17 protein-coding genes are annotated in these 25,954 nt (G+C 72.2%); 5 read left to right on the top strand and 12 right to left on the bottom strand.

Going from position 1 to position 25,954, the window contains the following annotated elements; genetic code table 11:
• Window positions 1–8: 8 nt before the first annotated feature.
• Window positions 9–443: a glutaredoxin domain-containing protein gene (locus tag AB0L33_RS13875; RefSeq protein ID WP_365680913.1), complete on the top strand. Its 435-nt coding sequence runs from the start codon at window positions 9–11 to the stop codon at window positions 441–443.
• A gap of 14 nt (window positions 444–457) precedes the next feature.
• Here AB0L33_RS13875 and AB0L33_RS13870 read toward each other — a convergent pair whose 3' ends face one another.
• The 10 genes from AB0L33_RS13870 to AB0L33_RS13825 form a co-directional block, all read right to left on the bottom strand.
• Window positions 458–1,345, bottom strand: coding sequence for an NAD-dependent protein deacetylase (locus AB0L33_RS13870; RefSeq protein ID WP_365680911.1), 888 nt, complete (start codon window positions 1,343–1,345; stop codon window positions 458–460).
• Window positions 1,346–1,384: 39 nt separating this feature from the next.
• On the bottom strand, window positions 1,385–3,985 hold the full coding sequence (gene rph, locus AB0L33_RS13865) for a rifamycin-inactivating phosphotransferase (RefSeq protein WP_365680909.1): 2,601 nt from the start codon (window positions 3,983–3,985) through the stop codon (window positions 1,385–1,387).
• A 193-nt stretch (window positions 3,986–4,178) separates the two neighbouring features.
• Window positions 4,179–5,186 (bottom strand): adenylate cyclase regulatory domain-containing protein, encoded by a 1,008-nt coding sequence (locus AB0L33_RS13860; RefSeq protein ID WP_365680907.1) that lies wholly within the window; start codon window positions 5,184–5,186, stop codon window positions 4,179–4,181.
• On the bottom strand, window positions 5,183–5,632 hold the full coding sequence (locus AB0L33_RS13855; RefSeq protein WP_365680905.1) for a universal stress protein: 450 nt from the start codon (window positions 5,630–5,632) through the stop codon (window positions 5,183–5,185). The genes AB0L33_RS13860 and AB0L33_RS13855 overlap by 4 nt, the downstream gene beginning before the upstream one ends.
• Before the next feature lie 134 nt (window positions 5,633–5,766).
• Window positions 5,767–9,357 carry a S8 family serine peptidase gene (locus tag AB0L33_RS13850; RefSeq protein WP_365680903.1) on the bottom strand — a complete coding sequence of 1,197 codons (3,591 nt, stop codon included), beginning with the start codon at window positions 9,355–9,357 and terminating at the stop codon, window positions 5,767–5,769.
• 22 nt (window positions 9,358–9,379) lie between these two features.
• Window positions 9,380–12,970: a S8 family serine peptidase gene (locus tag AB0L33_RS13845; protein WP_365680902.1), complete on the bottom strand. Its 3,591-nt coding sequence runs from the start codon at window positions 12,968–12,970 to the stop codon at window positions 9,380–9,382.
• Window positions 12,971–13,028: 58 nt separating this feature from the next.
• On the bottom strand, window positions 13,029–16,538 hold the full coding sequence (locus AB0L33_RS13840; RefSeq protein WP_365680900.1) for a S8 family serine peptidase: 3,510 nt from the start codon (window positions 16,536–16,538) through the stop codon (window positions 13,029–13,031).
• A 196-nt stretch (window positions 16,539–16,734) separates the two neighbouring features.
• Entirely contained in the window at window positions 16,735–17,532 is a 798-nt protein-coding gene (locus AB0L33_RS13835) for a helix-turn-helix transcriptional regulator (RefSeq protein WP_365680897.1), read from the bottom strand.
• Between the two features lie 133 nt (window positions 17,533–17,665).
• Window positions 17,666–20,959, bottom strand: a complete 3,294-nt coding sequence (locus AB0L33_RS13830) for a S8 family serine peptidase (RefSeq protein WP_365680895.1) — start codon at window positions 20,957–20,959, stop codon at window positions 17,666–17,668.
• Between the two features lie 121 nt (window positions 20,960–21,080).
• The gene (locus tag AB0L33_RS13825; protein WP_365680893.1) at window positions 21,081–21,680 is read right to left on the bottom strand and encodes an SUKH-4 family immunity protein; all 600 of its coding nucleotides are present in this window, start codon (window positions 21,678–21,680) and stop codon (window positions 21,081–21,083) included.
• A gap of 105 nt (window positions 21,681–21,785) precedes the next feature.
• Between AB0L33_RS13825 and AB0L33_RS13820 the strand changes: the two genes are divergently transcribed.
• The gene (locus AB0L33_RS13820) at window positions 21,786–22,325 is read left to right on the top strand and encodes a GNAT family N-acetyltransferase (protein ID WP_365680891.1); all 540 of its coding nucleotides are present in this window, start codon (window positions 21,786–21,788) and stop codon (window positions 22,323–22,325) included.
• A gap of 32 nt (window positions 22,326–22,357) precedes the next feature.
• Here AB0L33_RS13820 and AB0L33_RS13815 read toward each other — a convergent pair whose 3' ends face one another.
• Together AB0L33_RS13815 and AB0L33_RS13810 are read right to left on the bottom strand one after the other, a co-directional pair.
• Window positions 22,358–22,768: a Rid family hydrolase gene (locus AB0L33_RS13815; protein WP_365680888.1), complete on the bottom strand. Its 411-nt coding sequence runs from the start codon at window positions 22,766–22,768 to the stop codon at window positions 22,358–22,360.
• Window positions 22,769–22,875: 107 nt separating this feature from the next.
• Window positions 22,876–23,562, bottom strand: coding sequence for a ThuA domain-containing protein (locus AB0L33_RS13810; protein ID WP_365680886.1), 687 nt, complete (start codon window positions 23,560–23,562; stop codon window positions 22,876–22,878).
• Between the two features lie 146 nt (window positions 23,563–23,708).
• On the opposite strand from AB0L33_RS13810, the gene AB0L33_RS13805 reads away from it, so the two are divergent.
• The 3 genes from AB0L33_RS13805 (at window position 23,709) to AB0L33_RS13795 (ending at window position 25,934) form a co-directional block, all read left to right on the top strand.
• Window positions 23,709–23,933, top strand: a complete 225-nt coding sequence (locus AB0L33_RS13805) for a hypothetical protein (protein WP_365680884.1) — start codon at window positions 23,709–23,711, stop codon at window positions 23,931–23,933.
• 233 nt (window positions 23,934–24,166) lie between these two features.
• On the top strand, window positions 24,167–24,862 hold the full coding sequence (locus AB0L33_RS13800; RefSeq protein WP_365680882.1) for a response regulator transcription factor: 696 nt from the start codon (window positions 24,167–24,169) through the stop codon (window positions 24,860–24,862).
• A complete protein-coding gene (locus AB0L33_RS13795; RefSeq protein ID WP_365680880.1) occupies window positions 24,855–25,934 on the top strand; it encodes a HAMP domain-containing sensor histidine kinase in 1,080 nt (359 codons plus the stop codon). The genes AB0L33_RS13800 and AB0L33_RS13795 overlap by 8 nt, the downstream gene beginning before the upstream one ends.
• The last annotated feature ends 20 nt before the right edge of the window (window positions 25,935–25,954 follow it).

The raw sequence follows: 25,954 nt of genomic DNA, 5'->3' as shown, positions 1-25,954 counted from the left end.
GGGGCGCCATGATGCGTGCCTGGCTCCTGCCGATCCTCTTCCTCGTCTCCGGAGCGGCCGTCGCCGCCGGACTCATCGCCAGGGGCAGCACCGGCGAAGGCATCGCCCTCGTGGTGGCCTTCGCGTTGCTCGCGGGCCTCAACTCGCCCCTGGTCTTCCCGAGGTCGGTCGGCGTGGCGGAGGCCCGGCGCCGCAGCGCAGCGGACGGCCGGCCCATCGTCTTCTGGCGACCGGGCTGCACGTACTGCCTGCGGCTGCGGTTCCGGCTCCGCCGGCACGCCCGCCGGCTGCACTGGGTCGACATCTGGCGTGACCCCGAGGCCGCCGCAGCGGTGCGCGCGGTCAACGACGGCAACGAGACCGTGCCGACCGTGCTCGTGGCGGGGCAGGCCCACACGAACCCGGACCCGTCGTGGGTACGGGCCCACGTCGCCCAGCCCTGATCGACAAGTCGGCCCTAGTCCTCCACGCGAAGCCCCAGCCGGTCCGCCACCGTCCCCAGGGCCGTCCCCAGCGGAAGTCCGATCCGCGCGACGGCCTGGGCGTCGCCCCGGGTCGGCTCCCGGTTGACGATGAGCACCGGCTTCCCGGCCTGCGCCGCCTGCCGGACGAACCGGAGACCGGACATCACCGTCAGCGAGGAACCCAGGACGAGCAGCGACGACGCCGCCCGGACCAGCTCGCGGCAGTGCTCGACCCGGGCCGGGGGCACCGACTCGCCGAAGAACACCACGTCCGGTTTGAGGATGCCGCCGCAGACCTCGCACGGCACCACCCGGAAGTCCCCGACCTGCTCGTCGGTCAGGTCGGCGTCGCCGTCAGGATTGACCCCGGCCGCCACCGGCTGGAACCCGGGGTTCGCCTCCTCGAGGCGCCGCGCGACCTCCCGGCGCGCGACGAACGTGCCGCAGTTCAGGCAGACGACCCGGTCCAGGCCCCCGTGGAGCTCCACCACGTCCTCGCTGCCGGCGGCCTGGTGCAGCCCGTCGACGTTCTGGGTGATCACCCCGGACAGCGCACCGCCGCGCCCGAACGCGGCCACCGCCCGGTGACCGGCGTTCGGAAGGGCCCGCCGGAACGTCTTCCAGCCGAGGTGGCTGCGCGCCCAGTACCGCCGCCGGGCCTGGGCGCCGGACGTGAAGTCCTGGTACGTCATCGGCGTGTGCCGGCTCAGGCTTCCGCCCTCGCCCCGGTAGTCGGGGATGCCGGACTCGGTCGAGAGACCGGCCCCGCTCAGCACCAGCACACCGCCCCGGCCGAGCGCTTCGACCAAGGGTTCCAGGTCGGTGGTGGCCGGGGGCAGCCCCTCGGCGGGGGTCCAGCTCAGTGTCGGGCGCATGCGCATGCGTCCAGGGTACGGAACCGGCCCCGCGACGCCCCGCCGTCAGGACAGCAGCTCGATGTACCCGTCGGTGCCGTGGACGCGGATGCGCTGTCCGTCCCGGATGCGGCGCGTGGCGTGCTCGACGCCCACGACGGCCGGGAGGCCGTACTCCCGGGCGATCACCGCGCCATGGGTCATCAGGCCGCCCACCTCGGTCACCAGACCCGCGATCCCGACGAAGAGCGGCGACCAGCTGGGGTCCGTGAAGGTGGTGACCAGGATGTCGCCCGCTTCGAGGTCCGCCTCGGCCACGTCCAGGATCACGCGGGCCCTCCCCTCGACGGTCCCGGCGGAAACCGGCAGCCCGTTCAGCGCCCCCTCCGGCACGTCGTCGCGCCGGTAGGCCCCGTTCACCGCCTCACCCTCCGAGGTCAGCACCCGGGGCGGGGTGAGCGCGCTGAACGCCCGGAACTCCTCCTTGCGCCGCCGGATCAGCTCCTGGTCCACCGCGCCGGAGCGCACGGCGTCACCGAACTCCTCCAGAGTGAGGAAGAAGGCGTCGTCCCGCTCGGCCAGCACCCCGGCGCCGACCAGGCGGTCGGCCTCCCGCACGAGGGCCTGCTTGTAGAGGAAGTAGCGGCAGACGATCCCGTACTTGGGGTACTCGCGGTAGCCGATGAAGGTGCGGACCCGGTCGATCATCGCCTTGGTCTCGTCGGCCTTGCGGTCCCCGTCCGGAAGCGCCCGCAGCCGTGCCAGCACGTCCCGCTCCTTCGCCAGAGCCTTCTGCCGCCCCTCCTCGAAGCGCCGGGCGGCCGTACCCGGCCCGAAGAGCCGCACGTTGTCCAGGATCACCGGCACGAGAGCGGTGGGACGCTCGCTCCAGCGCGGCCGGGTGATGTCGATCTCACCGACGCACCGCATGCCGTACCGGTCGAGATACGCCTCGATGGCCGCGCGCGCCTCCGCCCCGCCCGCGATCTCGCCCAGGCCGTCCAGGAAGCCGTCGTCGTCCCCGACGCCCCGCAGATACGCCACCGCCTCCGGGTGCGGGCGGATCGCGTCGGCGACATCGAGGAGCGCGAGGCCCATCTCCGAGGTCACGTTGTCGGGCGCGGAGAGGGTGAGCGTGTCGGCCGCGTTCTTCTCGCCGAGCCATTCGAGCAGCTTGTCGTTGAGCCACCAGGTGGACTCCATGCCCGCCATGATCGCCTGCATGCTCACGGGGTCGCCGAGCACTCGCTTGTGCTCCTCGAAGGCCGTCGGCAGGAAGTCGAACAGGGCAGGACCGGTGTGCGTCCGGATGTCGCGCGCCAGGGCGGCGACGGACGCCTCGCTGCGCGCGATCAGCCCGGCGACGACGGCCCGGTCGGTCGCGATGGGGCCGGGTGCGCCACCGGCCGGGGGCGCGGCGGGTGCCGGGTCCGGAAGCGCCGGGACGAAGCCGGGGTGCGCGAGGACGGTCTCCAGGGCGTCCCTGACCAGCGGGTCGCCCTTGCCCATCATCTCCAGGAGCCCGGCCCGGACCGAGGGCGGGCCGAGGCGGCGCGTCACGTCCACGAACAGCCGCCCGCCGGCCTCCAGCATCGGAGCCATGGCGGTCTGCCGCCACATCGAGAGGCCCAGGGGCTTCATCGCGTCGGTCATCATCTGCTGATGCCCGACGGAGACGTAGACGTGGTTCCCGCCGTCCGCCGCCTGGGGGACGGGGAAGAGCGTCGTGATGGGCCGGCTCTGGACGATCCGGAACCCGTCGTCGGACAGACACCACTCGATGTCCTGCGGGCGGCCGAAGTGCGCCTCGATCCGCCGCCCGAGCCGGACGAGCTCCAGGACCTGTGCGTCCGTCAGCGCAGGCTCCTCCCGCCGCCGCGCGTCGACGGCCACCTCCCGCGTGCCCCCGCCTGCCAGCGCCTCGACCGCGCGCTCCTTGGCGGCGATCGACCGGGTGGTGATCCCGCCGTCGCGCACGGTGAAGACGTCCGGGTTGACCAGGCCGGAGACCAGGGCCTCGCCCAGCCCGAAGCCGGCGTCCACGGTGGCGTCCCTGCGGTTGCCCGTCACCGGGTCGGCCGTGAAGAGGATGCCCGACGCCTGCGGGAACACCATCCGCTGCACGACGACCGCCATGTGCACGGTGCGGTGGTCGATGCCGCCCCGCCGGCGGTACGTCACGGCCCGCTCGGTGAACAGCGACGCCCAGCACCGGCCGATGTGCCTGAGCACCGCCGCCGGACCCACGACGTTCAGATACGAGTCCTGCTGGCCCGCGAAGGAGGCCGTCGGCAGGTCCTCCGCCGTCGCGCTGGACCGTACGGCGTACGCGGTGTTCTCGCCGTGCCGGGCGAGTGCGCCGGTGACCGCTGCCACCAGGTCGTCCGGGAGGGCAAGGCCCTCGATGGTCCGCCGGATCTCCGCGCTCAGGTTGCGTACGGCCTCCCGGTCGTCCGGGTCCACGTCCGCCAGCCGTTCGAGCTGTGCGGCGACCGCCGGCTCCGAGCCCACGACGCGCCGGAAGGCGTCCGTCGTGACGCAGAAGCCGTCCGGCACCCGGATGCCCTCGATCCGCGACAGCGTGGCCAGGTGTGCGCCCTTGCCGCCGACGGCCGCGACCGGCGCCCCCTCGGCCTCGTTCAGATCCCACACGTACCGCTCGCGCACGCAGCGTCCTCATTTCCGCAGGTCGGGGTGGTCAGGCCGATGATTCTGCGGCACCCCCCGGCCCTTGCCGCAAGCCCCCCGGTGCGCTATATGTTGGGTACGGCAGGGAGAGGGTTCTCCCTGCTTCCTGTTTTTGTACGCCGTTCCGGGCGCTTCGCGCGCCACCGGCACGCGCCCCGGCCGCCTCACCGGGTCAGGAAGCGGGCTTCCCCCTCCGCAGCAGCACCGGTCGCAGCCGGCTGTAGCCGCGCACCGATACGGGGCGCAGCGGCCTCAGCGTGTACGCCGCCATCCCCGCCAGCTCCCCGGCGAGCGCGGTGTTGACCAGCACGGACGCCGGGCGGGCCACCGCCGTGAGCCGGGCCGCGACGTTGACCGCCGCTCCGTAGACGTCACCGAAGCGGCTGATCACGGGGCCGTGGGCCAGCCCGGTCCGCACCTGAGGCAGCTTCGGGTCGCCCTGCGCCCGGGCCGACAGTTCGAGGCCGATCCCGGCGGCGTCGGCCGCGGACTCGCAGACGAAGAGGACCTCGTCGCCGATGGTCTTCACCACCTGGCCCCGGCCCTCGGCCACCACGTCGCCGGTCATGGTCTCGAACCGGTCGAGCACCGCCACCAGTTCGGCACCACCCAGGCCACGCGTCATCCGGGTGTAGCCGACCATGTCGGTGAACCCGACCGCGCGTTCCCGGACATGCGCGCCGTCACCGGCCGCGGAGCCGTCCTCCCGCTCGTCGGCGGGCACGTGCCCGGCATGCGCGACGAGATGGCGGCGCCAGACGTACCGCTGGAGGCGTTCGACCTCCGGCAGCAGCGCCGCCATGTGCGCGAGGAGGGCTTCCCGGCCGGGCGAGGCGTCTCCGGCCCGCTCCGTCCAGTCCCGCAGGGTGTCCACCTGCCAGTCCGCGAGCCGCGAGAGATGGTGGCCGAGGGCCCGGGCCATCAGCGCCTCGCTGTGCTCGGTGATCAGCCCGGCCGCGATGAGACGTTCCCCGGTGCGCAGGGCCTCCACGTCGGCGTCGGTGAAGACCCGGGCGTCGTCGTCCACCGCCGGGAACCCGAGCGCGCGCCACACCCGTACGGCCCGCTCGAACTCCACCCCGGCGCGCGCCGCGACGTCCCGCCGCGTCCAGACCCGGCCCCCGCCGAGCAGCAACTCCTCGACGGACCCCGCCCCCGCGCCGTCCGGTTCCCCGCTCACGTGGTGTGCACGATCAGGACGTCGAGGCCGGCCTTCCTGGCGACATCCGCCGGCACGGAGCCGAGGAGCCGTCCCGCCAGCGACCGCAGCCCTCGGTTTCCCACCACCAGGAGGTCGGCCGAACACTTCCGGGCCGTCCGCACGAGCGAGGGCACCGGCTCACCCTCCACGGCGATCGTACGCACCTGCGACGCGCCCTGGAGGCGCGCGCGGTCTCTCGCCGTTCTCAGCGTCTCCTCGGCCGGCGCCGACCCCACCACCTGGTAGGCCTCCGCCCCCAACTGATCCTGGGCCGCAGCGAGTTCGGGGCCGCGCATGGGGGCGTACGCGCAGGTGACGACGAGTTCGGCGCCGCACGCGGCGGCGAGGCGCGCGGCGGCTTCGACGGCCGCGTACGACGATTCCGATCCGTCCGTGCCGACCAGCAGGGTCCGATAGGCGGTCAAGGCAAGCTCCTTACTCTAAAGTAAACTTACTTCAGAGTAAGGTACGGGGCCCGGTGCACCCGGGCAAGAGTGCGGCGGGCCCGCCCCGGAGGTGTCTCCGGAGCGGGCCCGCCCGTGTGCGTGTGTGCTGCGGCTCAGCCCTTCAGATCCGGACGCTGTGTCACCCTGATGGAGTTGATCAGCGTCTTGCCGGTGATCGCCTCGAAGCCGACGTTCAGCTGACCATCCGTCACCTTGACCGTGAACGTTTTGAAGAGAGCGGTGCGCGCACCCCCCGATTCCAGACGCACGTCGACGTCCGGCACCTTCTCCGTCCCCTCGGCGAGCACGTCGAACACGCGCGCCCCCGGCTTCGTCCCGGCCGCCTCGGCGAAGCCCAGCTCCACCTGGTAGACACCGGTCGGGACGTTGTCGAAGCGGTACTCGTCGACGCCCTCACGACCCGAACGCAGCAGCTGCTGCGCCGGGGAGTTGCCGGCGCCGGCGATGTCCTTGCGCGTGTAGGTCGGCACGGTGCCCGCGCCGGTGAACCCGAACGTGCCCTCCGCGTACGGGCGGTCCGCGCCCCACGCGTCGCCGAGCGCGTCCAGCGACCCGGAGTCCGCGCCGGCGTCGACGCCCTGCTGATAGGCCGGGACCACCAGCTTCAGCGGCAGCGAGAGCGTCGGTGTCCGGGCGCTCTGCGAGGTGATCACCAGCGTGCCGGTGTACACCGTCCCCGGTGTCGCCGCCGTCGTGTCGAAGGTCAGCGTCACCGCCCGCCGCCCGCCCGCCGCGAGCGTGCCCGAGGTCGGGTCGATCCTGAGCCACGGGGCGCCGGACTTCTCGGCGACGGTGTACGAGGCCGTTGAGCCCTCGTTGGTGAGCGTCAGGGTGCGCTCGCGCCGCTCACCCACGGGGACGGTCAGCTGCCACCCGTCCTTGTTGTCGGCCCGAACCGCGCCGGTGGTCAGCGCCGTCTCGGTGCGCAGCGCGGACAGGCTCCCCAGCGCGGCGGTACGGCTCGCGGTGGCGTAGTTCGGTGCCGCCACCGTGACCTTGTGATCGGCAGTGGCCGCCACCGGGACCTGCGCCAGATAGGCGCCGTCCGCCCGTGTGGTGGCGGTGCCGACGGTCGTGGTGCCACGGGTGACGGTGACGGTCGCACCGGCGACCGGCTGCCCGTCGTTCGCGTCGGTCACCGTGCCGGAGACGACCGCGTGGCCCTCCGGCCGGAACCGGATCGCCATCCCGTCGCGCAGCGACAGCTCGTTGTACGAGTACTGGAACGCGTCGGTGCCGTCGTGGTTCTCGGCGCCGATGGTGGCGCCCGTGCCCTGCTCGAATCCCTTCTCGCTCGGGTCTATGCCGTTGTAGTGGAAGGTGTAGCTGCCGTCCTCGCTCAGCACGGCCGCGAAGCCGATGCGCTGGGTCGTGTCACGGCCGATGAGCATGTCGCGCCACTCGACGACGTACTCACGGTGCGGGGCGGTGCCGCGGACCGAGGTGTAGATGCCGGACGAGGCGTCCATGACGAGCCGGTCCCAGAACGGCGAGAGAGTACCGTTGGCAGGGGCCTTGTCGGGTAGCGGGGTGTTGTCGAGCACCGCGAGATAGGCGAAGGTCAGCTGACCGTCGCGGGTGACCCATCCCTTGTCGTACGTGTGGCCGTACAGGGCGACGGGGAACGGCAGGGTGACGGCCTGGTACGCCGAGGAAGTCGACCCCACGGAGAGTTTGGTGTCGCCTGTCGGGTACTCCGCGGAGACCTGACGGCAGGTGGTGCCGAAGGCGTCGCTGCGCGTGGCGAGGGAGATGTCCTTGGTCGCCGTGCCCGTGGCGACGTCGGCCACGATGCCGATGGTGGCCGCGCAGTGGTTGAGCGGGGTCAGGCTGATCCGGTAACTGCCCACGGGCAGCGTCACCTCGTAGGTGCCGTCGGCCGCGGTCGCGGCGCGGACCGGTGTGCCCTGCACCTTGATCGCCACGTCGGCCTCGGTGCCCGATTCGCTGCGCACGGTGCCGGTCAGGGTGCCGGAGGGTGCGGTGGCGAGCGCCGTGTCGTGGGTGGCGGTGCCGCCGTCGGTCACGGTGAGCGCGGCGGTGTCGGTGACGTAGCCGAACTTGGTCACGGTCACGGTGTACGCGCCGGAGACCAGCCGCGGGAAGGCGTAGGTGCCGTCCTTCTTCGTGGTCAGGGTGGCGTGCGTGGGGCCGGCCACGGAGACCTCGACGTCAGCGGCCCGTTCGCCGCCGATGGTGACGGTGCCGTTGAGGGCGCCGACGTGGTCGCGCGGGGCGGCGCTGACTGCGGCGTACGCGTCGAGCCGGCCTTCGCCGTAGACGTTGTTGAAGGCCGCGGTGCCACCGCAGCTGGTGTCGTCGACGTCGAGGGCGGACTTGTTGAGCACCGCTTCGGTGGCGGTGACGTCACCGCGAAGCGCCGGGGCCGCCGACCAGAGCAGGGCGACGGTGGCTGCGGTGTGCGGTGAAGCCATCGACGTGCCCGACTTGGCCGCGTAGCCGCCGCCGGGGGCGGCCGAGCGGACGTTCACGCCGGGGGCCGAGATGTTCGGCTTGACGGTGCCGCCGACACCCGGTCCGCGTGAGGAGAACGAGGCGATCCGGTTGTTGCTGTCGAAGGCGCCCGAGGCGTACGTGTTCGTGTAGGCGCCCGGGGAACCCGCCGTGTCGCAGTACGGTCCCGCGTTGCCGTTGGAGAAGGCCGGGAAGATGCCGGCGTCCCGCCACGACTGCACCATCGCCTGGTACCAGGTGTCCAGGCTGTCGGCGCCCCACGAGTTGTTGATCACGTCGGGGGCGAGATCGGGGCGCGGGTTCTCCCCATCGGCGTCCGTCGGCGCGAGCATCCACTGCCCGGCGGCGAGCAGCGCGTCCTGTGGGCAGCCCTGTGGCGTACAGGCCTTGGCCGCCATCCAGCGGGCGTCGGGTGCGACGCCGATGGAGTTGTCGGTGCCGTCCTCGCCGACCATGGTGCCCATCGTGTGCGTGCCGTGCCCCTGGTCGTCGCAGGGCTTGGCCGTGCCACACGTATCTGTCGCGTCGAACCAGTTGTACGCGTGGTCGTACGTGCCGTCGGAGCGGAGCCCGCGGTAGGCGGCGGCGAGCGCGGGGTGCTGGTAGTCGACGCCCGTGTCGATGCTGCCGATCACCGTGCCCTCTCCGCGTACTCCGTACTCGTTCCAGACCTTGGGGGCGTTGATCCGGTCGACGTTCCACTCCAGGCCGTCGACCTTGGCCTCGTTGGTGCCGTTGGCCGTAGGCGGGAGCGGGACGATGTCGTCGGCCTCGATGGACGCGACGTCGGAGCGGGCGGCGATCTTCGCGGCCAGGCTCTTGTCGCCGGTGACCTCGACGGTGTTGCTGATCCAGTACGACTCGTAGGAGGCGCCGGCCTTCTCCAGCAGGGCCCGCAGCCCCTTCTGCGAGCTCGTGGCGTGTGCGGTCTTCGCCTTGAGCACGGCGCGGCCCCGGGCCGCTTTGGTGGACGCCGCACGTGCGGCCGAGGTGTCGGCCTGCGAGTCGAGCTGCACCCAGAACGAGACCTTGCCGCTCTTGGCGAAGTCCTGGAGCAGCGCACCGTCCGCCTTGCTCCGCAGGGCTGACGGGAGGCTCGGTTCCGGATCGGCTGCGGCGGCCGGGAGGGTGCCCAGGAAGGGCGCTCCCAGGGTCGTGGCCAGCGCGGCGGCGAGCAGCCCCCTCCACCGGGATCTGTGTCTGTTCACGTCTGTCGCTCTCCTCATGTGGTCAGCTGCTCAGGTCGGGGCGCTGGGTGACGCGGACGGCGTTGACGAGGGTCTTCTCGGTGCCGGTCGCGACCAGCCGGAGGTTCAGCTGACCGTCGCTGACCTTGACCGTGAAGGACTTGGTCAGTGCGCGGTAACTGCCGCCGGTGGTACGGACGATGTCCAGGTCGGGCAGGTACACCGCCCCTTCGGCCAGCACATCGGTGAGGCGCTTTCCGGTGGTCGTGCCGCTCAGCTCGGCGAAGTCCAGCTCGACCTGGTACGTGCCGTCGGGCACGTTGTCGAAGCGGTACTCGACGGCACCCTCCCGGGCCGTCCGGAAGAGCTTGTCGTCGGCGGTGTCCTCGATGGCGTTGGTGGTCGTCACCTTCGTGGACTGGCCGATGAAGCCGTACGAGCCGGTCGTGTACTTCACGTCCGGTGACCAGACCTCCCCGGCGGTGTCGGTGCTCGCCTTGGCCGCGCCACTGTCGATCGCGGTGCGGTAGCCGGGCACGGACACGGTCACCGGGATCTTGATCTCCGGGGCGCGGCCGCTGTCCGAGGAGATGACGACGGTGCCCTTGAGCACGGTGCCGGGGGCAACGCCGTGCGTGTCGAAGGTCAGGACGACCGCCTGCTGACCGCCCTTGGCGATGCGGCCCTCGGCGGGAGCGGCCGAGAACCAGGCCGCGCCGCCCGCTTCGGCGGCCGTGTAGCCGGTCTCCGCACCGGAGTTGGCCAGGGCGAGGGTGCGCTGCCGGCTCTCGTCGGCCGGAACGATGACGGTCGTTGCCCCCGTAGGTGTGACGGAGACGTTGCCCGTCGCGAGGCTTGCGGACAGCTGCTCCGCGGAACCGGTCGCCAGGGTGAGGGTGCGGTGTTGCGCGGTGTAGTGCGGGGCGTCGACCGTGACCTCGTAGTCGGCTTCGTCCATCGTCACCGGCGTCTGCACCAGGTAGGTGCCGTTCGGCAGGGTCGTTCCGGTTGCGACGGTCTCGCCGTCCCGGGCGACGGTGACGGTGGCACCGGCGAGCGCCTTGCCGTCGTTGCCGTCGGTGACCGTGCCGGACACGGCGGCGCTCCGGGTGGGCAGGAACTCGACGGCCAGGCCGTTCTGCACCGAGGCGTCGTTGTACGAGTACTGCAGCGCGTCGATGCCGTCGGCGTTCTCGGCCCCGATGGTGGCGCCCGAGCCCAGCGCGTAGGCGCCGCCGGTGTTGTTGCGGTAGTGGAAGGAGTACGTGCCGTCCTCGCCGATCACCACGGAGAAGTCGAGCTTCTGCGTGCGCGCGGCGGAGGTCACCATGTTCCGCCACTCCACGACGATCTCGCGGTGCGGTGCGGTGCCGCGGGCGGACCAGTAGATGTCGCCGCTGTCAGTGGCCAGCTGGAGGTTGTCCCAGAAGGGGTAGAGCGAGCCGTTGGGGAGACCGGCGTTGGGGAGGGTGCGGTTGCTACCGTCGTTGAGGGCCCTCTCGAAGCTGAGGTAGCCCTCGACGTTCGCGCCGGCCTGGGTGTACGTCCGGCCGTAGAGCGCCACGGGGAAGGGGAACCTGACCGTGGCAGAGCCATCGTAGTCGCTGCTGGTGCTGAGTTTGGTGGTGCCGGAGGGGAATGCGGTGTCGTGCGTGGTCCGGCACACGGTCCCGAACCGGTCACCGCGGTTGGGCAGGGTGAGGTCCTTGCTGCCGTCGCCTCCGACGACCTGGACGCCGAAGGAGCCGATCGTGGCGCAGCGGGAGACAGGGGTGATCGTCAGCCGGTACGAACCGGCGGGCAGCGTCAGGGTGTACGTGCCGTCGGCCGCGGTCGTGGTGCCGCTGTCGGCGGGGGCTCCCGCCACGTCGATCTCCGCACCGCCCTCGGGGCCCGACAGGGTGCTCACCGTGCCGGTCAGGGTGCCCACCGGGGCGACGGCGAGGCTCGCGTCACGGGTGGCGGTGGCGTCCTCGATGATGGTGACGGTGGTCTCGGCGGGCAAGTAGCCGAACTTGGTGATCCTGGCCCGGTAGTCGCCGACCATGAGCTTCGGCAGGCTGTAGGTGCCGTCGGCGTGGGTGTCGGCGACGGCGTTCATCGGCCCGTCGAGTTCGATGGTGGCGCCGGCCAGTGGCGTGCCGTCGGAGGTGACGGTGCCGGTGAGGCCGCCGAGCGGACCGCGCGGGACGGATGCGACGGCCTGGTAGGCGTCGAGCCGGCCTTCGCCGTAGACGTTGTTGTTCTCGGCGCTGCCGCCACAGGTCGTGTCGTCCACGTCGTGGGCGGTGCGGTCGAGGAGGCGTTCCGTGGCCGCGACGTCACCCCGCAGCGCCGGGGACGCCGCCCACATCAGGGCAACGGTGGCAGCGGTGTGCGGTGAGGCCATCGACGTACCGGACATGACGGCGAAGCCGCCGCCGGGGGCTGCCGAGCGGACATCGACGCCGGGGGCGGCGATGTCCGGCTTGACGGCGCCGTCCTCTCCGGTGCCCCGGGAGGAGAAGTACGCGATCTCGCCGTCGCTGTCGAAGGCGCCGGTGGCGTAGCTGTTGCTGTACGCCCCCGGGGAGCCGGCCGTGGCGCAGTCGGGCCCCGCGTTCCCGTTGGAGAAGGCGGGGAAGATCCCGGCGTCGCGCCACGCCTGGACCATGTCCTTGTACCAGGTGTCGATGATGTCGGCGCCCCACGAGTTGTTGACGACGTCGGGGGCGAGATCGGGGCGGGGGTTCCCGCCGAAGCGGTCGGTGGGGGCGAGTATCCACTGACCGGCGGCCATCAGCGCGGACTGCGGGCAGCCGGTCGGGGTGCACGCCTTCGCGGCGATCCACCGGGCGCCGGGCGCGACACCGATGCTGTTGCCGTCCCGGTCGTCGCCGACCATGGTGCCCATGGTGTGCGTACCGTGCCCGTGGTCGTCGCACGGCGCGTCGCCCGGGCAACTGGCGGTCGCGTCGTACCAGTTGTAGTCATGCGCGTAGGTCCCGTCGGTCTTCAGGCCGCGGTACGAGCCCATGAGGGTCGAGTGCTGGTAGTCGACGCCGGTGTCGATGTTGGCGATGACCACGCCGTCGCCCCGGACGCCCAGCTCGTCCCAGACCCTGGGCGCGCCGATGCTGTCGACGTTCCACTCGACGCCGTTGACCTCCGGCTCCTGCTCGGCGGGGAACTCCTCGGGCAGCTGGAACAACCGGTCGGGCTCGATCGCGGTGACCTCCGGCCGGGCCGCGATCTTCTGCGCGAGGGCCTTGTCGCCGGTGACCTTCAGCGTGTTGCTGATCCAGTACGAGGTCGCGTGCGCTCCCGCCTTCTTCACCAGTGCCTCGATACCGGCCTGGGTGCTCGCCGCGTGCTTCTTCTTGGCGGCGATCAAGGCCTTGTCCCGGCCCGTGCGCGTCTTCTGCTTCTTCGCGGCGGACGTGTCGGCCTGCGAGCCGAGCCGCACCCAGAAGGTCGCGGTGTCCTTCTTGTCGAGCTGCCGGACGACCGCGGCGTCGGCCTTGCCCCGCAGGTCGCTCACGGGCGGGGGCGGGGGAGCGGCGGCCGCGGGCAGCGCCGCGACGAGCGGCGCCCCCATGGCCACGGTGAGCGCGGCGGCCAGCAGGCCGTGGCGTCTCCTGAGTTGCTGTCTCACGTGCGGACTCTCTTTCCTGAGGATTTCCGAGTGGTGGCCGGGCGGGATCAGGTGTGGGTCAGCCGAGGTCGGGCCGGTGGGTGACGCGGAGGGCGTTGACGAGCGGCTGGTCGGCCGCGCTCGCGAACCGCAGATTGAGCTGACCGTCCTCGACGCGGACGGTGAACGTCTTGTTCAGCGCGCGGTAGGTACCGCCCGCCTCCAGGGCGATGTCGACGTCCGGCACCTCCTGGACGCCTTCGGCGAGCACGTCGAACAGCCGCTTCCCGGGCCCCGTGCTGCTCAGTTCGGCGAACCCGAGCTCCACCTCGTACACGCCGTCGGGCAGCCCGTCGAAGCGGTACTCGTAGGCGCCCTTGGTGGCGCTGGAGAACAGCTGCTGCTCGTCGGTGCCCGCGATGGTCTTCCGGGTGGTGACGGTGCCCTTGCGGTCGAGGTAGCCGTACGAGCCCTCGGCGTAGGCCCGGTCGGGGGCCCACAGGTCACCCGCCGAGTCGGTCGCTGCGGTGGCCGATCCGGCGTCGATCGCGGTGCGGTAGGCGGGGACGGCGACGACCACGGGCAGGTCGAGCACCGGCGCCCGGCCGCTCTCGGACGTCACCCGCAGCGTGCCGCGCAGGACGGTGCCGGGTGCGGCGTCCGACGCGTCGAAGGTGACCGTCACCTCCTGCGTGCCGCCTGAGGCGAGGTGCCCGGTGGCCGGGGCAGCGGTCAGCCAGCCGGCGCCGTCCTTCTCGGCGACCCTGTAGTCGGCGGCGAGCCCGGCGTCGGCGAGGGTGAAGGTGCGGGTGCGGTGCTCCCCGGCGGGCACGACGAGCCGCCACCCGTCGTCGGGCGACGCCGTGACCAGTCCGGTGAGCAGGGCGCTGTCGGCGCGCGACACGTCACCGCCGCCGAGAGCCGCCGAACGCGTCGCGGACTCGTAGTGGGCGGCACCGATCCGGATCTCGTAGGTGCCCTCGTCGGCGGCCGGGACCTGCACCAGGTACTGGCCGTCGGCCCCCGAAGTGCCGGTGCCCACGGTCGTCCCGTCGCGGCTGACGGTCACGTCGGCACCGGCCAGGGGCTTGTGGTCGTTGGCGTCGGTGACCGTGCCGGAGACGGACGCGGTCTTCCCGGGCCGGAACGCGATGGTCGTCCCGTCGCGGAGGGCGGTCTCATTGCAGGAGTACTGGAAGGCATCGGTGCCGTCGTGGTTCTCGGCACCGACCGTGGCGCTGGAGCCCCGTTCGGCGGCGCCGTCCTCGATGTCCTTGTAGTGGAAGGTGTAGCCGCCGTCCTCGCTCAGCACGGCCGCGAAGCTCACCCGCTGGGGCTTGTTGTCGCTGAGGACCATGTTGCGCCACTCCACGACGAACTCGCGGTGCGGGGCGGTGCCACGGAAGGCGGTGTAGACCCCGGACGAGGAGTCCATCATGAAGTTGTCCCAGAACGGGTAGAGCGCCCCGTTCGGGGTGCCGGTGTACGGCAGCTCCTCGTTGATGCTGGTCGTGCTGGAGGGCCCGAAGGCGAGCACACCCTCGACGGTGACGTTCGCCGAGGTGTACGTGTGCCCGTACAGGGCCACCGGGAACGGCAGGTCCACGGGCGCGCTGCCCGCAGCCCCCGACAGCGGCAGCTTCGTCCCGCCGGTCGGGTACGGGGCGTCCGCGACGACCTGACAGGTGGTGCCGTAGCCGTCGGTCCGTACGGGCAGGTCGAGGTCCTTGGCGGCGGGCTCGGCGGCGACCGTGAGCGTGAAGGCCACGGCCTTGGCGCACTTGTCGCCCGGGGTGACGGCCAACTGGTAGTCACCGAGGGGGAGTTCCAGCGAGTACCGGCCGTCGGCGCCGGTGGTCAGCGAGACGGGGGTGCCGGAGACCTCCAGCTTCGCACCCGCCTCGGCTCCGCCCTTGACGCGTACGGTGCCCGTCACCGTCCCGGTGGGGGCGGGCTGGAGATCCGCGTCCCTGGTCACGCTCCCGTTCGCCACGACCGTGACGGCGGCCTTGTCGGTGAGGTAGCCGTACTGCGACACCGACACGGTGTAGTCACCGGCCATCACCTTGGCCAGCGTGTAGGTGCCGTCCTCGGCGGTGCGCACGCTCGCCTGCATCGGCCCGTCCAGCCGCACGGTCGCGCCGGACAGCGGCTTGCCGTCGGCGGTGACGGTGCCGCTCAGCGCGCCGAGCGGGCCGCGCGGGGTGGCCATCACGGCGGCGTAGGCGTCGAGCTTGCCCTCGCCCCACACGTTGTTGTTCGCGGCCGTACCCCCGCACGTGGGGTCGAAGGTGTCGACCGCGGTGGAGTCGAGCAGCCGCTCGGTCTCCGCGATGTCACCCCGGACCTCGGGCGACGCCGACCACATCAGCGCGACGGTCGCGGCGGTGTGCGGGGCGGCCATCGAGGTGCCGTTGAGGGACTGGTAGCCGCCGCCCGGCCAGGCGGAGCGGATGTCCACGCCCGGGGCGGCGATGTCCGGCTTGATGCCGCTGCCCTCGCCCGCGCCGCGCGACGAGAAGTCCGCGATGTCGCCGTTGCTGTCGAAGGCCCCCGAGGAGTAGGCGTTGTCGTAGCCGCCGGGGGAGCCGGTGGTCACGCAGTCGGGCCCCGTGTTGCCGTTGGAGAACGACGCGAAGATGCCCGCGTCGCGCCACGCCTGGACCATGGACTTGTACCAGAGGTCGAGCGTGGTCGTGCCCCAGGAATTGTTGACGACGTCCGGTGCCAGGTCAGGGCGCGGGTCGGCGCCGGTCAGATCGGTCGGGGCCATGATCCACTGGCCGGCCGCCAGCAGGTCGTCGCGCGGGCAGCCGTTGTTCTCGCACGCCTTGGCCGCGATCCAGGTCGCCCCCGGCGCGACACCGACGGCGTTGCCGGTGCCGTCGTCGCCGACCATGGTGCCCATGGTGTGGGTGCCGTGCCCGTCGTTGTCGCACGGGCTGTCACCGGTGCATTCGTCCGCCGGATCGAACCAGTTGTAGTTGTGGTCGGTCGTCCCGTCGGACCGGTGGCCCCGGTAGCTCGCGGCGAGGGCCGGGTGCCGGTAGTCGACACCGGAGTCGATGTTCGCGACGACGACGCCCTCGCCGTGCTTGCCGAGGCTGTTCCAGACCTTCGGGGCGTTGATCCGGTCGACGTTCCACTCGACGCCGTCCACCGTGTTCACCCGGCCGCCGGTGGTGGCGTGCGGCAGGACGAGTTCCTTGTCCTCCTCGATCGAGGCGACCTCGGGCCGTGCGGCGATCTTCCGGGCGAGATCCCGGTCGCCGGTCACCTTCAGCGTGTTGGCGATCCAGTACGAGGTGTAGGGCGCGCCGGCCTTCTTGAGCAGCGACACGACGTCGGCCTGGCTCCGCCCCGCCGCCGCCTTCTTGGCCGCGATGACGGCGCGGCCCCGGTCCGCCTTCTTCGTCTTCCGGCGTGCCGCGGAGGTGTCGGCCTGCTCGCCGAGCTGCACCCAGAAGGTCACCCTGTCCTTCGCGTCGAGCTGCTCGCGGACCGGGCCGGCCGTCTTCTGCGCGTACGGGCTGGGCTCGGGAGGAGCGGCCGCGGACGCGGGCAGCGCCCCGAGGAATGGCAGGCTCATGACAGCCGGCAGCAGGGCTGCGACGACGGTGCGCCGTCGTGGAGGGACTTGCCTCAACACGCACTCTCCTTCACACAAACGATCACGAGGTGGTGACCTCAGCAGTATGTGAGCGGCACACCGAGTAACCGGAGGTGATGGGCTGACGAGTTGGCGACATGGCGCCCACTCGCCAACCCCGGATCACGCGAACCGGTCAGATCCAGTTGTTGCGCATCGCGTACCAGCCGAGCTGGAGCCGGGACGTCACCGACGCCAGGTCCATCAGGGCCCGCAGCCTGCGCTGCACCGTGCGGGGCGAGGTGCCCAGCTGCTTGGCCGTCGCAGCGTCCGTCAGGCCGGAGAGCATCAGCTGCAGGATCTGCCGGTCCACGGAGGAGAGTTCGGCGACCTCGCGGAGATACGGCCGCGAGTGCCGCCACGCGGTGGCGAACAGCTCCGTGACGAGCGTCGTGAGCGGCTGCCGCAACAGCACCGCCCGCTCCGGGCTGAACTGGACCATCGCGGTCTCGCCGTCCGCGACGGCCAGCTTCAGCAGCGGGCTGTCGACCACCCGGACCTGCTCGCCGCGCCGCACCCGTTCCTCCAGGGCCACCACCGCGGCGGGCTCGGCGAGGAAGTCGCGGTCGACCAGGAGTTGGTAGGTGACCTCGGGCGGAGCGCTCGGTTGCGCGCCGTCGTCGTCCGAGGAGCCGTCCGCCGGCGGGCCGAGGGTCGCGGGTACCGGAGTGACCCTGTTCAGGCCCGTCAGGAATGCCTGGAACGTGTGTCGCGCGCCGGTCTCCAGCTCAAGGATCCGCCGTGCCTGGGCGGCCGCGCCGTCCACGGTCTCCACCCGCACCGGTCCCTCGTCCGGCGGCTGGGCGCGGACCAGTTCGGCCACGGCCGTCTCGGCGCGCCGCACATCGGCCTCCAGCTGTTGGAAGACGGCGCGCACCTGCTCCGGCGGGGCGTGGGCCCCGGCGGTCTTCTTCGGTCGTCCAAGATCGTGCATGGGCCTCAGTCTGTCCACGGCTCGCCCCGCCGAGGGTGGCGAAGGTGCGCCATGTCGTGACCTCGCCACCCCCGACCGGCCGACGAAGGGCCGGCCCTCGGTCGAGGGCCGGCCCACCGTTCCGTCAGTTCTTTTACGACAGAGGCTTGTTCACGCCGAACGCCCGGGTCACCGTCTGCGTGACCGCGCTGCCGTCACTCGCCGTGACCGTCGCGCGCAGGGTGGCGTACGAGGCACCCAGCGGCGCGGTCAGCAGGGCGCGCGAAGGCTTCCCGTTCCGGCCGTTGGTGACCTTCACCGTGTGCCAGGTGCCGCCGTCGTCCCAGCTGACTTCCAGCTTGACGGGGCCGACAGCGGCCTCTGCCGCATCGGGTGCCCGCTGCACCGTGATGTCCACCGGCGTCGGGACGAGGCTCAGAGCCCTCCCCGAGTCGTCCAGACCGTGCGGAGCGAAGCGGACGGCCATCAGTGGCAGGATCGTCCCGGCGCCGTCGTCGGTGTCCGAGTCGAACGCCCACTCCGACCGCACCCGGGTCGAGAGCGCCGCGTAGTCCTGATCGCGGGTGACGTCCGCGGTCAGGGTGTAGCGGCCGGGCCCGGCCGGGGCCGTGACCGTCTTCCCGCTGCCCACCGCGCTCCAGGTGCCCACCTGCTGCCCGTCCTTGGCCAGGGTGAGGGTACCGGTCGCGCTCCAGTCGGAGCCCCCGCGCGTGCCGTCGCCGTCGGCGAACCACGGCGTACCGGCCCAGACCACGGAGTTGTTCAGCCGGTACGCGGGCGCCGCCGGAAGCCCGGGTCCGATCACCGGGGCCGCGAAGTCCAGCCGGTGCACGGAGTGCCCGTCGAACTTCTCCGTGGAGGTCGCGATGGACTGGCGGCCCGCGATCGTGGCCCGGTCGAGCCACTCACCCGGCGTCCGGTAGTCACGCACGACCGACGGGAACCGCACCGACTGGTCGATGAAGAGCGGAAGCAGCACGTCGTCGTCCGGAGTCGCCGCCGACGTGCCCGCCGCCGGAGCCCCCTGCGCGTTGAAGTGCTCGCGCACCTCGGTCAGGTCACCGCGCTTGACCGAGAACGACGGCTTGGCCGGCACACCCGTGTCCCAGGTCCGCGCCACGTGGTAGAAGAACGGGCTCGGAGCCTGCGAGGACGCGCCCTCGGAAGCGAACACCGCGAACGTACGGTACGTGGCGTCCTCGTCCGCGAACGGCGTCGCGTACAGCGACTGGCCGGCGCGCTCACCGGTGGTGACCACGCTCAGCGTGTACGACCCCGTGCCTGCGGGAACGGCCAGTGCCGCCTGCACGGCCGTCGCCCGTGCCGCGTCGTCGTGCACATCGGCACCGACCGGAACGGCGGTGCGCGCGTCCAGGTCGACGTCGGTGTCCTCGAGCGGGGTGACCGACTTGACGGCCATCGTGGTCGAGCGCTCCGCACCGGCGCCGCTCGCGATCGTCATCCCGACCCAGTACTGGGCCTCGGGTACCGTCACCGTACCGGTGCCCGACGTGATGCGGACCGGGTAGCGGTCGCCGGTCCAGCGGTTGACCATCAGCGCCGAACCGTTGGCCGGAGTACCGTCCCGCTGCTCCGCGTGCAGCGTGACCCGGTGGCTGGGCACGGCGCTGTCGACCGCGAGGACCGTACGGGTGACGGGCTGCCCGCCTGCCGACGCGGTGAGCACCGCGGACCACGGGCCGTGCGGCAGCAGCGCGGCACGGGTGGTGACGGTGGCCGTGGCACTGCCGTGCGCCGGGACGGTGACCTTGTCCCGGTCCACGGAGAACTGCTCCGCGTTGCCCGGCTGGGCGGTCGGTGACATCGGCTTTTCGACGGCCAGGTCGAGCGTGGTGTCGCTGTCACCGGAGTTGGTGAAGGTGACGGTGTGCTCGGTGTCCTTGCCCGCGCCGTCCGCCCAGCCCGCGACCGTCGTCAGGTTCGCCGGGGAGGCGAGTACCTTCTGCCGCTCGGCGCGGGCCACATCCACCCGGCCGGTGCCCTGCTGGTACGCGGAACGCTTCGCGTTCGGCACCGCGCTGTTCATCAGCGCGGTCTTGATCTGCTCACCGTTCCAGCCGGGGTGCGCCTGGGCGACCAGCGCGGCGGAGCCCGCCACGTGCGGGGTCGCCATCGACGTACCGCTCTTGGAGGTGTGGCCGCCGCCCATCTTCGCCGCCACGATGGCGACCCCGGGCGCGGTGATGTCGGGCTTCACGGCGTTGTCGCTCGGGCGCGGACCCCGGCTGGAGAACGGGGCCAGCTCGTCCTCGGAGTCGACGGCGCCCACGGCCAGCGCGGCGTTCGCGATGGCGGGTGCGCCGACGGTGCCGGTGCCGAACTCGCCGTCGTTGCCCGCGGCGACGACGAAGAGCGTGCCGGTGCTCGCCGACAGGTCGTTGATGACCGCGATCGCAGGGTCCGTCTCGTCCGCCGCGCCACCGAGGCTCAGGTTGACCACCTTGGCGTGCACGGTGTTGACCGCCCAGTCGATGCCGGCCAGCAGCGCGGAGGTCGGGCAGGTCCCGGTGCTGTCGCACACCTTGCCCACGGCGAGCGAGGCGTCCGGGGCGACACCCCGGTACGTGCCGTCGATCCCGGCGATCGTGGAGGCCACGTGCGTGCCGTGCCCGTTGTCGTCCTCCGCGCTGTCACCGCCCAGGAAGTTCGCCGAGACGGTCACGCGGCCGGCCAGGTCCGGATGGTCGGAGTCGTAGCCGCTGTCGAGGACCGCGACCGTGACGCCCTTGCCGGTGTAGCCGTCGGCCCACGCCTGCGGGGCGTTGATCTGCGGGACGCTCTTGTCGAGCGCGGTGTGCATGCGCCCGTCGAGCCAGAGCTTGGTCGCACCGCCCGCGAGCGAGTGGCCGGCCCCCTTGGTCAGACGCTTCCAGGTGGTGGCCGCGTCAGCGCCGTCCTCCGGGCCGAGCGCGGTCAGGCCGAGCCGGGCGATGGCCCGCCCGGGCCGCGCCGCACCGCCGACGGCGTCCCGGGCCCTGCTCGCGGCGGTCTTGCCCCTGCCGTGCTGGACGATCACGCCCAGGGCGCCTCGGGCGGTGGTCCCCTTCACCCCGTAGCCCGCGTCCAGCAGGGCGCCGATGTCGAAGAGGCGGGGGTCGACGCGCCCGGCGGCGAGCAGTGGCTCGGCGTCCTCCGGTACGACGCTGAGGTCGCCGTCGCCCACCGAACTGGTGGTGAAGGACACCCCCTCACGGCCGGCGGCCGGGGTGACCGTCGCCGACCGGAGATCGTCGCCTGCGCGCTCGACGGTCACCGAGTCGCCGGTGGGCAACGGAACGCTGAGCGTGGTGACGGCGGCCGCGGGGGCGGCGGTGACCGGTGTGGCCGGCCCCGCCGCCCGCGCGGCACCGATGGGTATGAGCGCCGCCACCAGACCGGCGGCGGTCGCTATGGATCTGACCTGCACGGAGAGAACCCCCAAGGATCACGAAGAGCGAGAACGCCCTGATCCTGGCAGCGCCGACAGCCTCAACGGCTTCCCCGGCATGGCGACTTGACGACGCGTCGTAGTCCCGCCACGGAACCGTTCACCCGTGGAGCGACACGGCCCCCGGGCTGCCGTGCGCGAAGCGCTGCCCCATGACGATCTCGTCGGCGACCACCGACCAGACCGACTCCTCGTCCGCGAAGGGCAGGGAATCCACGGCATCCGTCGTCCGCCGGATGTGGTCCACCGCGCGCTCCAGGCGCTCGAAGCCGGCCTCCTCCTCGGTCCCGTCCCCGCCGAAGGCGAACGTGTCCAGCAGTCGCTGGAGCCGCACGGTGACGTGTATGAGGGACGAGACGTCCGTGTGCAGCGCCCGCACGGTCTCCTCGTCCGGGTCGACGGCGAAGACCGTCCCGGTGTCCGGGTCGAGCGCGAGGTGTGCGTTGAGCAGCCACCCGATCACCGGCCACTCGCCCGCGTCCTCGTCGGCGTCGGCCACCTCCCGTACGCGGGGGAGGAGTCCCGACTCCGGATCGGGATCCCGGAGCGAGAGCGTGCCGGTGGGCGCGCCCACGGTCTGCAGGAGGCGGGCGCCCTCGGTGCCGGCGGCACGGAGCGGAAACGCGGCGGCGGGCAGGGTGGCCAACCGGTCCCCGCCGAAGAGGGCGTCGAGTTCGGTACGGGTGACGGTGAACAGCACGGGTGAGAGCTCCGGAGTCGGCGGCGGGCGGGAGTACAGCATCGCCCACGACGCGTGACGCCGGAGCCCCGGGCCCGTGACGGCCCTTGGGATAGGTTGCCGACCATGGCTGAACCGAGCTTCCTGCCCTGGCCGCCCGCGCCGATACGCACCGCGCGGCTCGTGCTGCGCGAGTCCGAGAGCCGGGACCGCCCGGCGTTCGTGGAACTGTTCGCCTCACCGGAGGTGAACACCTACCTGGGCGGCGCCCGCCCGCGCGACGAGTGCGAGCGCGCCCTGCCGAAGACACCGGGAAGGCGCCCCGGACACTTCGTGATCGAGCTCGACGGCGCGATGATCGGCACCGTCGAGCTGAAACGGCGCGACCTGGACCGTCCGGACGCGGTCCGCCCCGACGCCGGGCAGGCCGAACTGGGCTACCTGCTGCTGCCGGAGGCCTGGGGCCGGGGTTACGCCGCCGAGGCGTGCACGGCGGTCCTCGACCGGTTCGCCGGGACGTGCCCCGGCGAACCGGTGGTGCTCTTCACGCAGACCGCCAACGTCCCCTCGATGCGCCTCGCCCGCAAGCTCGGCTTCACCGGGATCCACCGCTTCGAGGCGTGGGGCGCCGAGCAGTGGATGGGCGTACGGCCCCCGGCCGCGTAATCCCTGAGGGCTGCGGGGCTGCGCGGCTGCCGTCAGGCGTCGAGCACGGCGGCGACCGCCTCGATCTCGACCAGTTGGTCCTTGTAACCCAGCACGGTGACGCCCATCAGCGTGCTGGGCACGTCATGGTCGCCGAAGGTGTCCCTGACGACCTGCCACGCCGCCACCAGATCCTCCTGACGGCTCGATGCCACGAGCACCCGGGTGCTGATGACGTCCTGGATCGACGCACCGGCGGCACGGAGGGCGACCTCCATGTTCGCGACGGCCTTGCGTGCCTGGCCGGCGTAGTCCCCGACCGCCGCCGTCGAACCGTCGTCGTTCAGCGGGCACGCCCCGGCGAGAAAGATCAGCCGGGACTCGGCGGGGGCCGTGGCCGCGTACGCGTACTCGGCGACGTCGGAGAGGGCGGCCGAACGGATCAGGGTGACGGCGCGGGGCATGGTGCGGGGGTCCAATCGGTAGAGAGCCGAACCCGGACATCCTGCCAACGATCCACGAGCCCGTCCCCTCCTTTTACGCCACCACGCCGACTGCCGCGGGCAGCCCCCTACTGAGCCTGGGCCCGAGCCGCCCAGCGCAGCCCGCCCAGCAGGTGCGCGCGGAACGCCGGGTCGGTGTACGCGGCCTCCGCGTGTCCGAGGGCCGTGTAGAACGCGCGGCCCGCGCCGGACTCCCGGCACCAGACCAAGGGGTGGTCGGCCCCCATGCCCCCGCCCTCGTAACCGGTCTCGTCGATCGTCACCAGGACCCGCACCCCGGGCAGGTGGCGCGGGTTGCTCCGGAAGTCGTACCACTCGTCGTTCCGGTCCCAGCGCCGCGGCAGGTGGCGCGTCGCCGGGTGGTCGGGGTCCTCGATCAGCACGGTGCCGGGCTGGAAGGCGGGATGCCCGGCGAAGCGCGCACCGAGTAGCTCCCCGTAGTACGGCCAGTCGTACTCGGTGCACGTGGCGGAGTGGACCCCCATGAAACCGCAGCCGCCGGAGACCCGGCGCCGGAGCGCGGCCCGCCCCTCCGGGGTGAGCACGTCCCCGCTGGTGGACAGGAAGACGACCGCACCGCGCCCCGCCAGGGACGCGTCCGTGAAGACCGAGGGGTCCTCGGAGCACTCCACCCCGAATCCGTGCTCCTCGCCGAGCTCACGCAGGGCCGCCCGCCCGGCGGGGATCGAGTCGTGGCGGTATTCCGTGGTGCGGGTGAAGACGAGAACGTCCGACAGGCGGCCGGGACGGGGCATGCTGCGACTCCGGGGTCCAGGTGGTGCGCGAGGGCGACGGTCACCAGTCTGCCCCGGAGGGCGGCCGCCCCACGCGTACGTACCGGTTGGGCAACCGTTCACAGCCCCGGGCCCTCCCGGCCGGGGCGCCTACCTACACTCGCGGCATGAATCACCTCACGTGCACCCACTGCGGGACCGTCGGCCTGGAGGACGGCTTCATCGAGGACGCCGGAGACCACTCCCGCGGGTACGCCCGCTGGATCGAGGGCGCACTGGAACGCGGGGTCTTCGGCGGCGCCAAGCGCATGGGCCGGCCGCGCCGGCAGATCGAGGCATTCCGCTGCCCCAAGTGCGGCCACCTCGACCTCTTCGCCACCAACCACGTCTAGGGGCCGTCCGGCGGATCATGGCCGGGGTCGCGGCGTCTGGCACGGCACCTCGCAGCGTTACCGAAACGCCCGCATAGCTCCGCTATGAGGACGCTCCGGCGCCTTGCGATGCACCGCACCAGACGCCGCGCCCTACCCGACCCCGATCCGCCGGACAGCCCCTGGGCCCCGTCCGGCGGACGCCCGCCGTTTCGGATACGCCGACGATATGCGGCGGCTCGTAGCATGGCCGCATGCGTGTGCTGATCGTCGAGGATGAACCGTATATGGCGGAAGCCATCCGCGATGGTCTGCGCCTGGAGGCCATCGCGGCCGACCTCGCGGGCGACGGCGACACCGCGCTCGAACTGCTGGGAGTCAACAGCTACGACATCGCCGTCCTCGACCGGGACATCCCCGGGCCCTCCGGGGACGAGATCGCCAAGCGGATCGTCGCCTCCGGGAGCGGCATGCCGATCCTGATGCTCACCGCGGCCGACCGTCTCGACGACAAAGCGTCCGGCTTCGGGCTCGGCGCCGACGACTACCTCACCAAGCCGTTCGCCATGCGGGAGCTGGTCCTCAGGCTCCGGGCGCTCGACCGCCGACGCGCGCACAGCAGGCCGCCCGTGCGGGAGATGGCGGGCCTGCGCCTGGACCCGTTCCGCCGCGAGACCTACCGCGACGGCCGGTACGTCGCGCTGACCCGCAAGCAGTTCGCGGTGCTCGAAGTCCTCGTCGCAGCCGAAGGCGGGGTCGTCAGCGCCGAGGAACTGCTGCAACGGGCGTGGGACGAGAACGCGGACCCCTTCACCAACGCCGTGCGCATCACCGTCTCCGCGCTGCGCAAGCGGCTCGGCGAGCCGTGGATCATCGCCACTGTGCCGGGCGTCGGCTACCGCATCGACACCGCGCCGGAACCGGGCGGCGGGGCGACGGACCGTGGCTAGACGGCCCGGCCCGAGCATCCGCCTCAAGCTCACCCTCAGCTACACCGGGTTCGTCCTGCTGGCCGGCATCCTGATGCTCGCCACCGGGTGGCTGTTCCTGACGCGCGTACCACACATCGGGCTGGTCTTCGTGCCCGACTACCAACTCGCCGTCGCCCGCGACTTCGCCCCGCTGGCCGCCGTGACTCTGGCGTTCCTGCTCGTGTTCGGGCTCGGGGGCGGATGGATTCTCGCCGGCCGCATGCTCGCCCCGCTCAACAGCATCACCCAGGCCACCCGCACGGCCGCCGCGGGATCGCTGTCCCACCGCATCCAACTGCCCGGGCGCCAGGACGAGTTCCGCGAACTCGCGGACGCCTTCGACACGATGCTCGCCCAACTCGAAGCGCACGTCGGCGAACAGCAGAGATTCGCCGCCAACGCCTCCCACGAACTGCGCACCCCGCTCGCCGTCACGAAGGCCCTGCTCGACGTGGCCCGCGCCGACCCGGACCGCGCGGCCGACCCGCTCATCGACCGCCTCCACACCGTCAACACCCGGGCCATCGACCTCACCGAGGCGCTGCTCCTGCTCAGCCGGGCGGACCGGCAGACCTTCACACGCGAGGACGTCGACCTCTCCCTCGTGGCGGAGGAGGCCGCCGAAACGCTCCTGCCACTCGCCGAAAGACACGGTGTCACCCTGGAGACCGACGGCGACATCGCCCCCGCCACCGGATCACCGGCCCTCCTGCTCCAGCTCACCACCAACCTCGTGCACAACGCGATCGTCCACAACCGGCCCGAACGCGGCAGCGTCCGGGTCACCACCGAGGTCCGCCCGGACACCGTGCTGCTCACCGTCGAGAACACCGGCGAGCCCGTGCCCCCGGACCTCGTCCCCCGCCTCACCGAACCGTTCCAGCGCGGCACCGAACGCGTCCACACCGACCACCCCGGCGCCGGGCTCGGACTGGCCATCGTCCGCTCCATCACGCGCGCCCACGACGGCACGCTCACCCTCACCGCGCGCCCCGACGGGGGACTCCGCGTCACGGTCGAACTGCCCGCCGCGTCCCCGCCGGGCCCCTGACCGCACATATCGCCCGCGTA

This window comes from Streptomyces sp. NPDC052299 (genome assembly GCF_040679335.1).
In the GTDB taxonomy this organism is placed as follows: domain Bacteria; phylum Actinomycetota; class Actinomycetes; order Streptomycetales; family Streptomycetaceae; genus Streptomyces.
Note: the sequence above shows the minus strand (reverse complement) of the source record. Positions and strands in the feature narration are given on the sequence as shown.

Excerpts from the sequence above, each read along its gene's own strand:
- AB0L33_RS13875 (WP_365680913.1), top strand. The coding sequence starts at position 9 with ATGATGCGTGCCTGGCTCCTGCCGATCCTCTTCCTCGTCTCCGGAGCG.
- AB0L33_RS13870 (WP_365680911.1), bottom strand. The coding sequence starts at position 1,345 with ATGCGCATGCGCCCGACACTGAGCTGGACCCCCGCCGAGGGGCTGCCC.
- AB0L33_RS13840 (WP_365680900.1), bottom strand. The coding sequence starts at position 16,538 with ATGAGCCTGCCATTCCTCGGGGCGCTGCCCGCGTCCGCGGCCGCTCCT.
- AB0L33_RS13835 (WP_365680897.1), bottom strand. The coding sequence starts at position 17,532 with ATGCACGATCTTGGACGACCGAAGAAGACCGCCGGGGCCCACGCCCCG.
- AB0L33_RS13820 (WP_365680891.1), top strand. The coding sequence starts at position 21,786 with ATGGCTGAACCGAGCTTCCTGCCCTGGCCGCCCGCGCCGATACGCACC.
- AB0L33_RS13815 (WP_365680888.1), bottom strand. The coding sequence starts at position 22,768 with ATGCCCCGCGCCGTCACCCTGATCCGTTCGGCCGCCCTCTCCGACGTC.
- AB0L33_RS13810 (WP_365680886.1), bottom strand. The coding sequence starts at position 23,562 with ATGCCCCGTCCCGGCCGCCTGTCGGACGTTCTCGTCTTCACCCGCACC.
- AB0L33_RS13805 (WP_365680884.1), top strand. The coding sequence starts at position 23,709 with ATGAATCACCTCACGTGCACCCACTGCGGGACCGTCGGCCTGGAGGAC.
- AB0L33_RS13800 (WP_365680882.1), top strand. The coding sequence starts at position 24,167 with ATGCGTGTGCTGATCGTCGAGGATGAACCGTATATGGCGGAAGCCATC.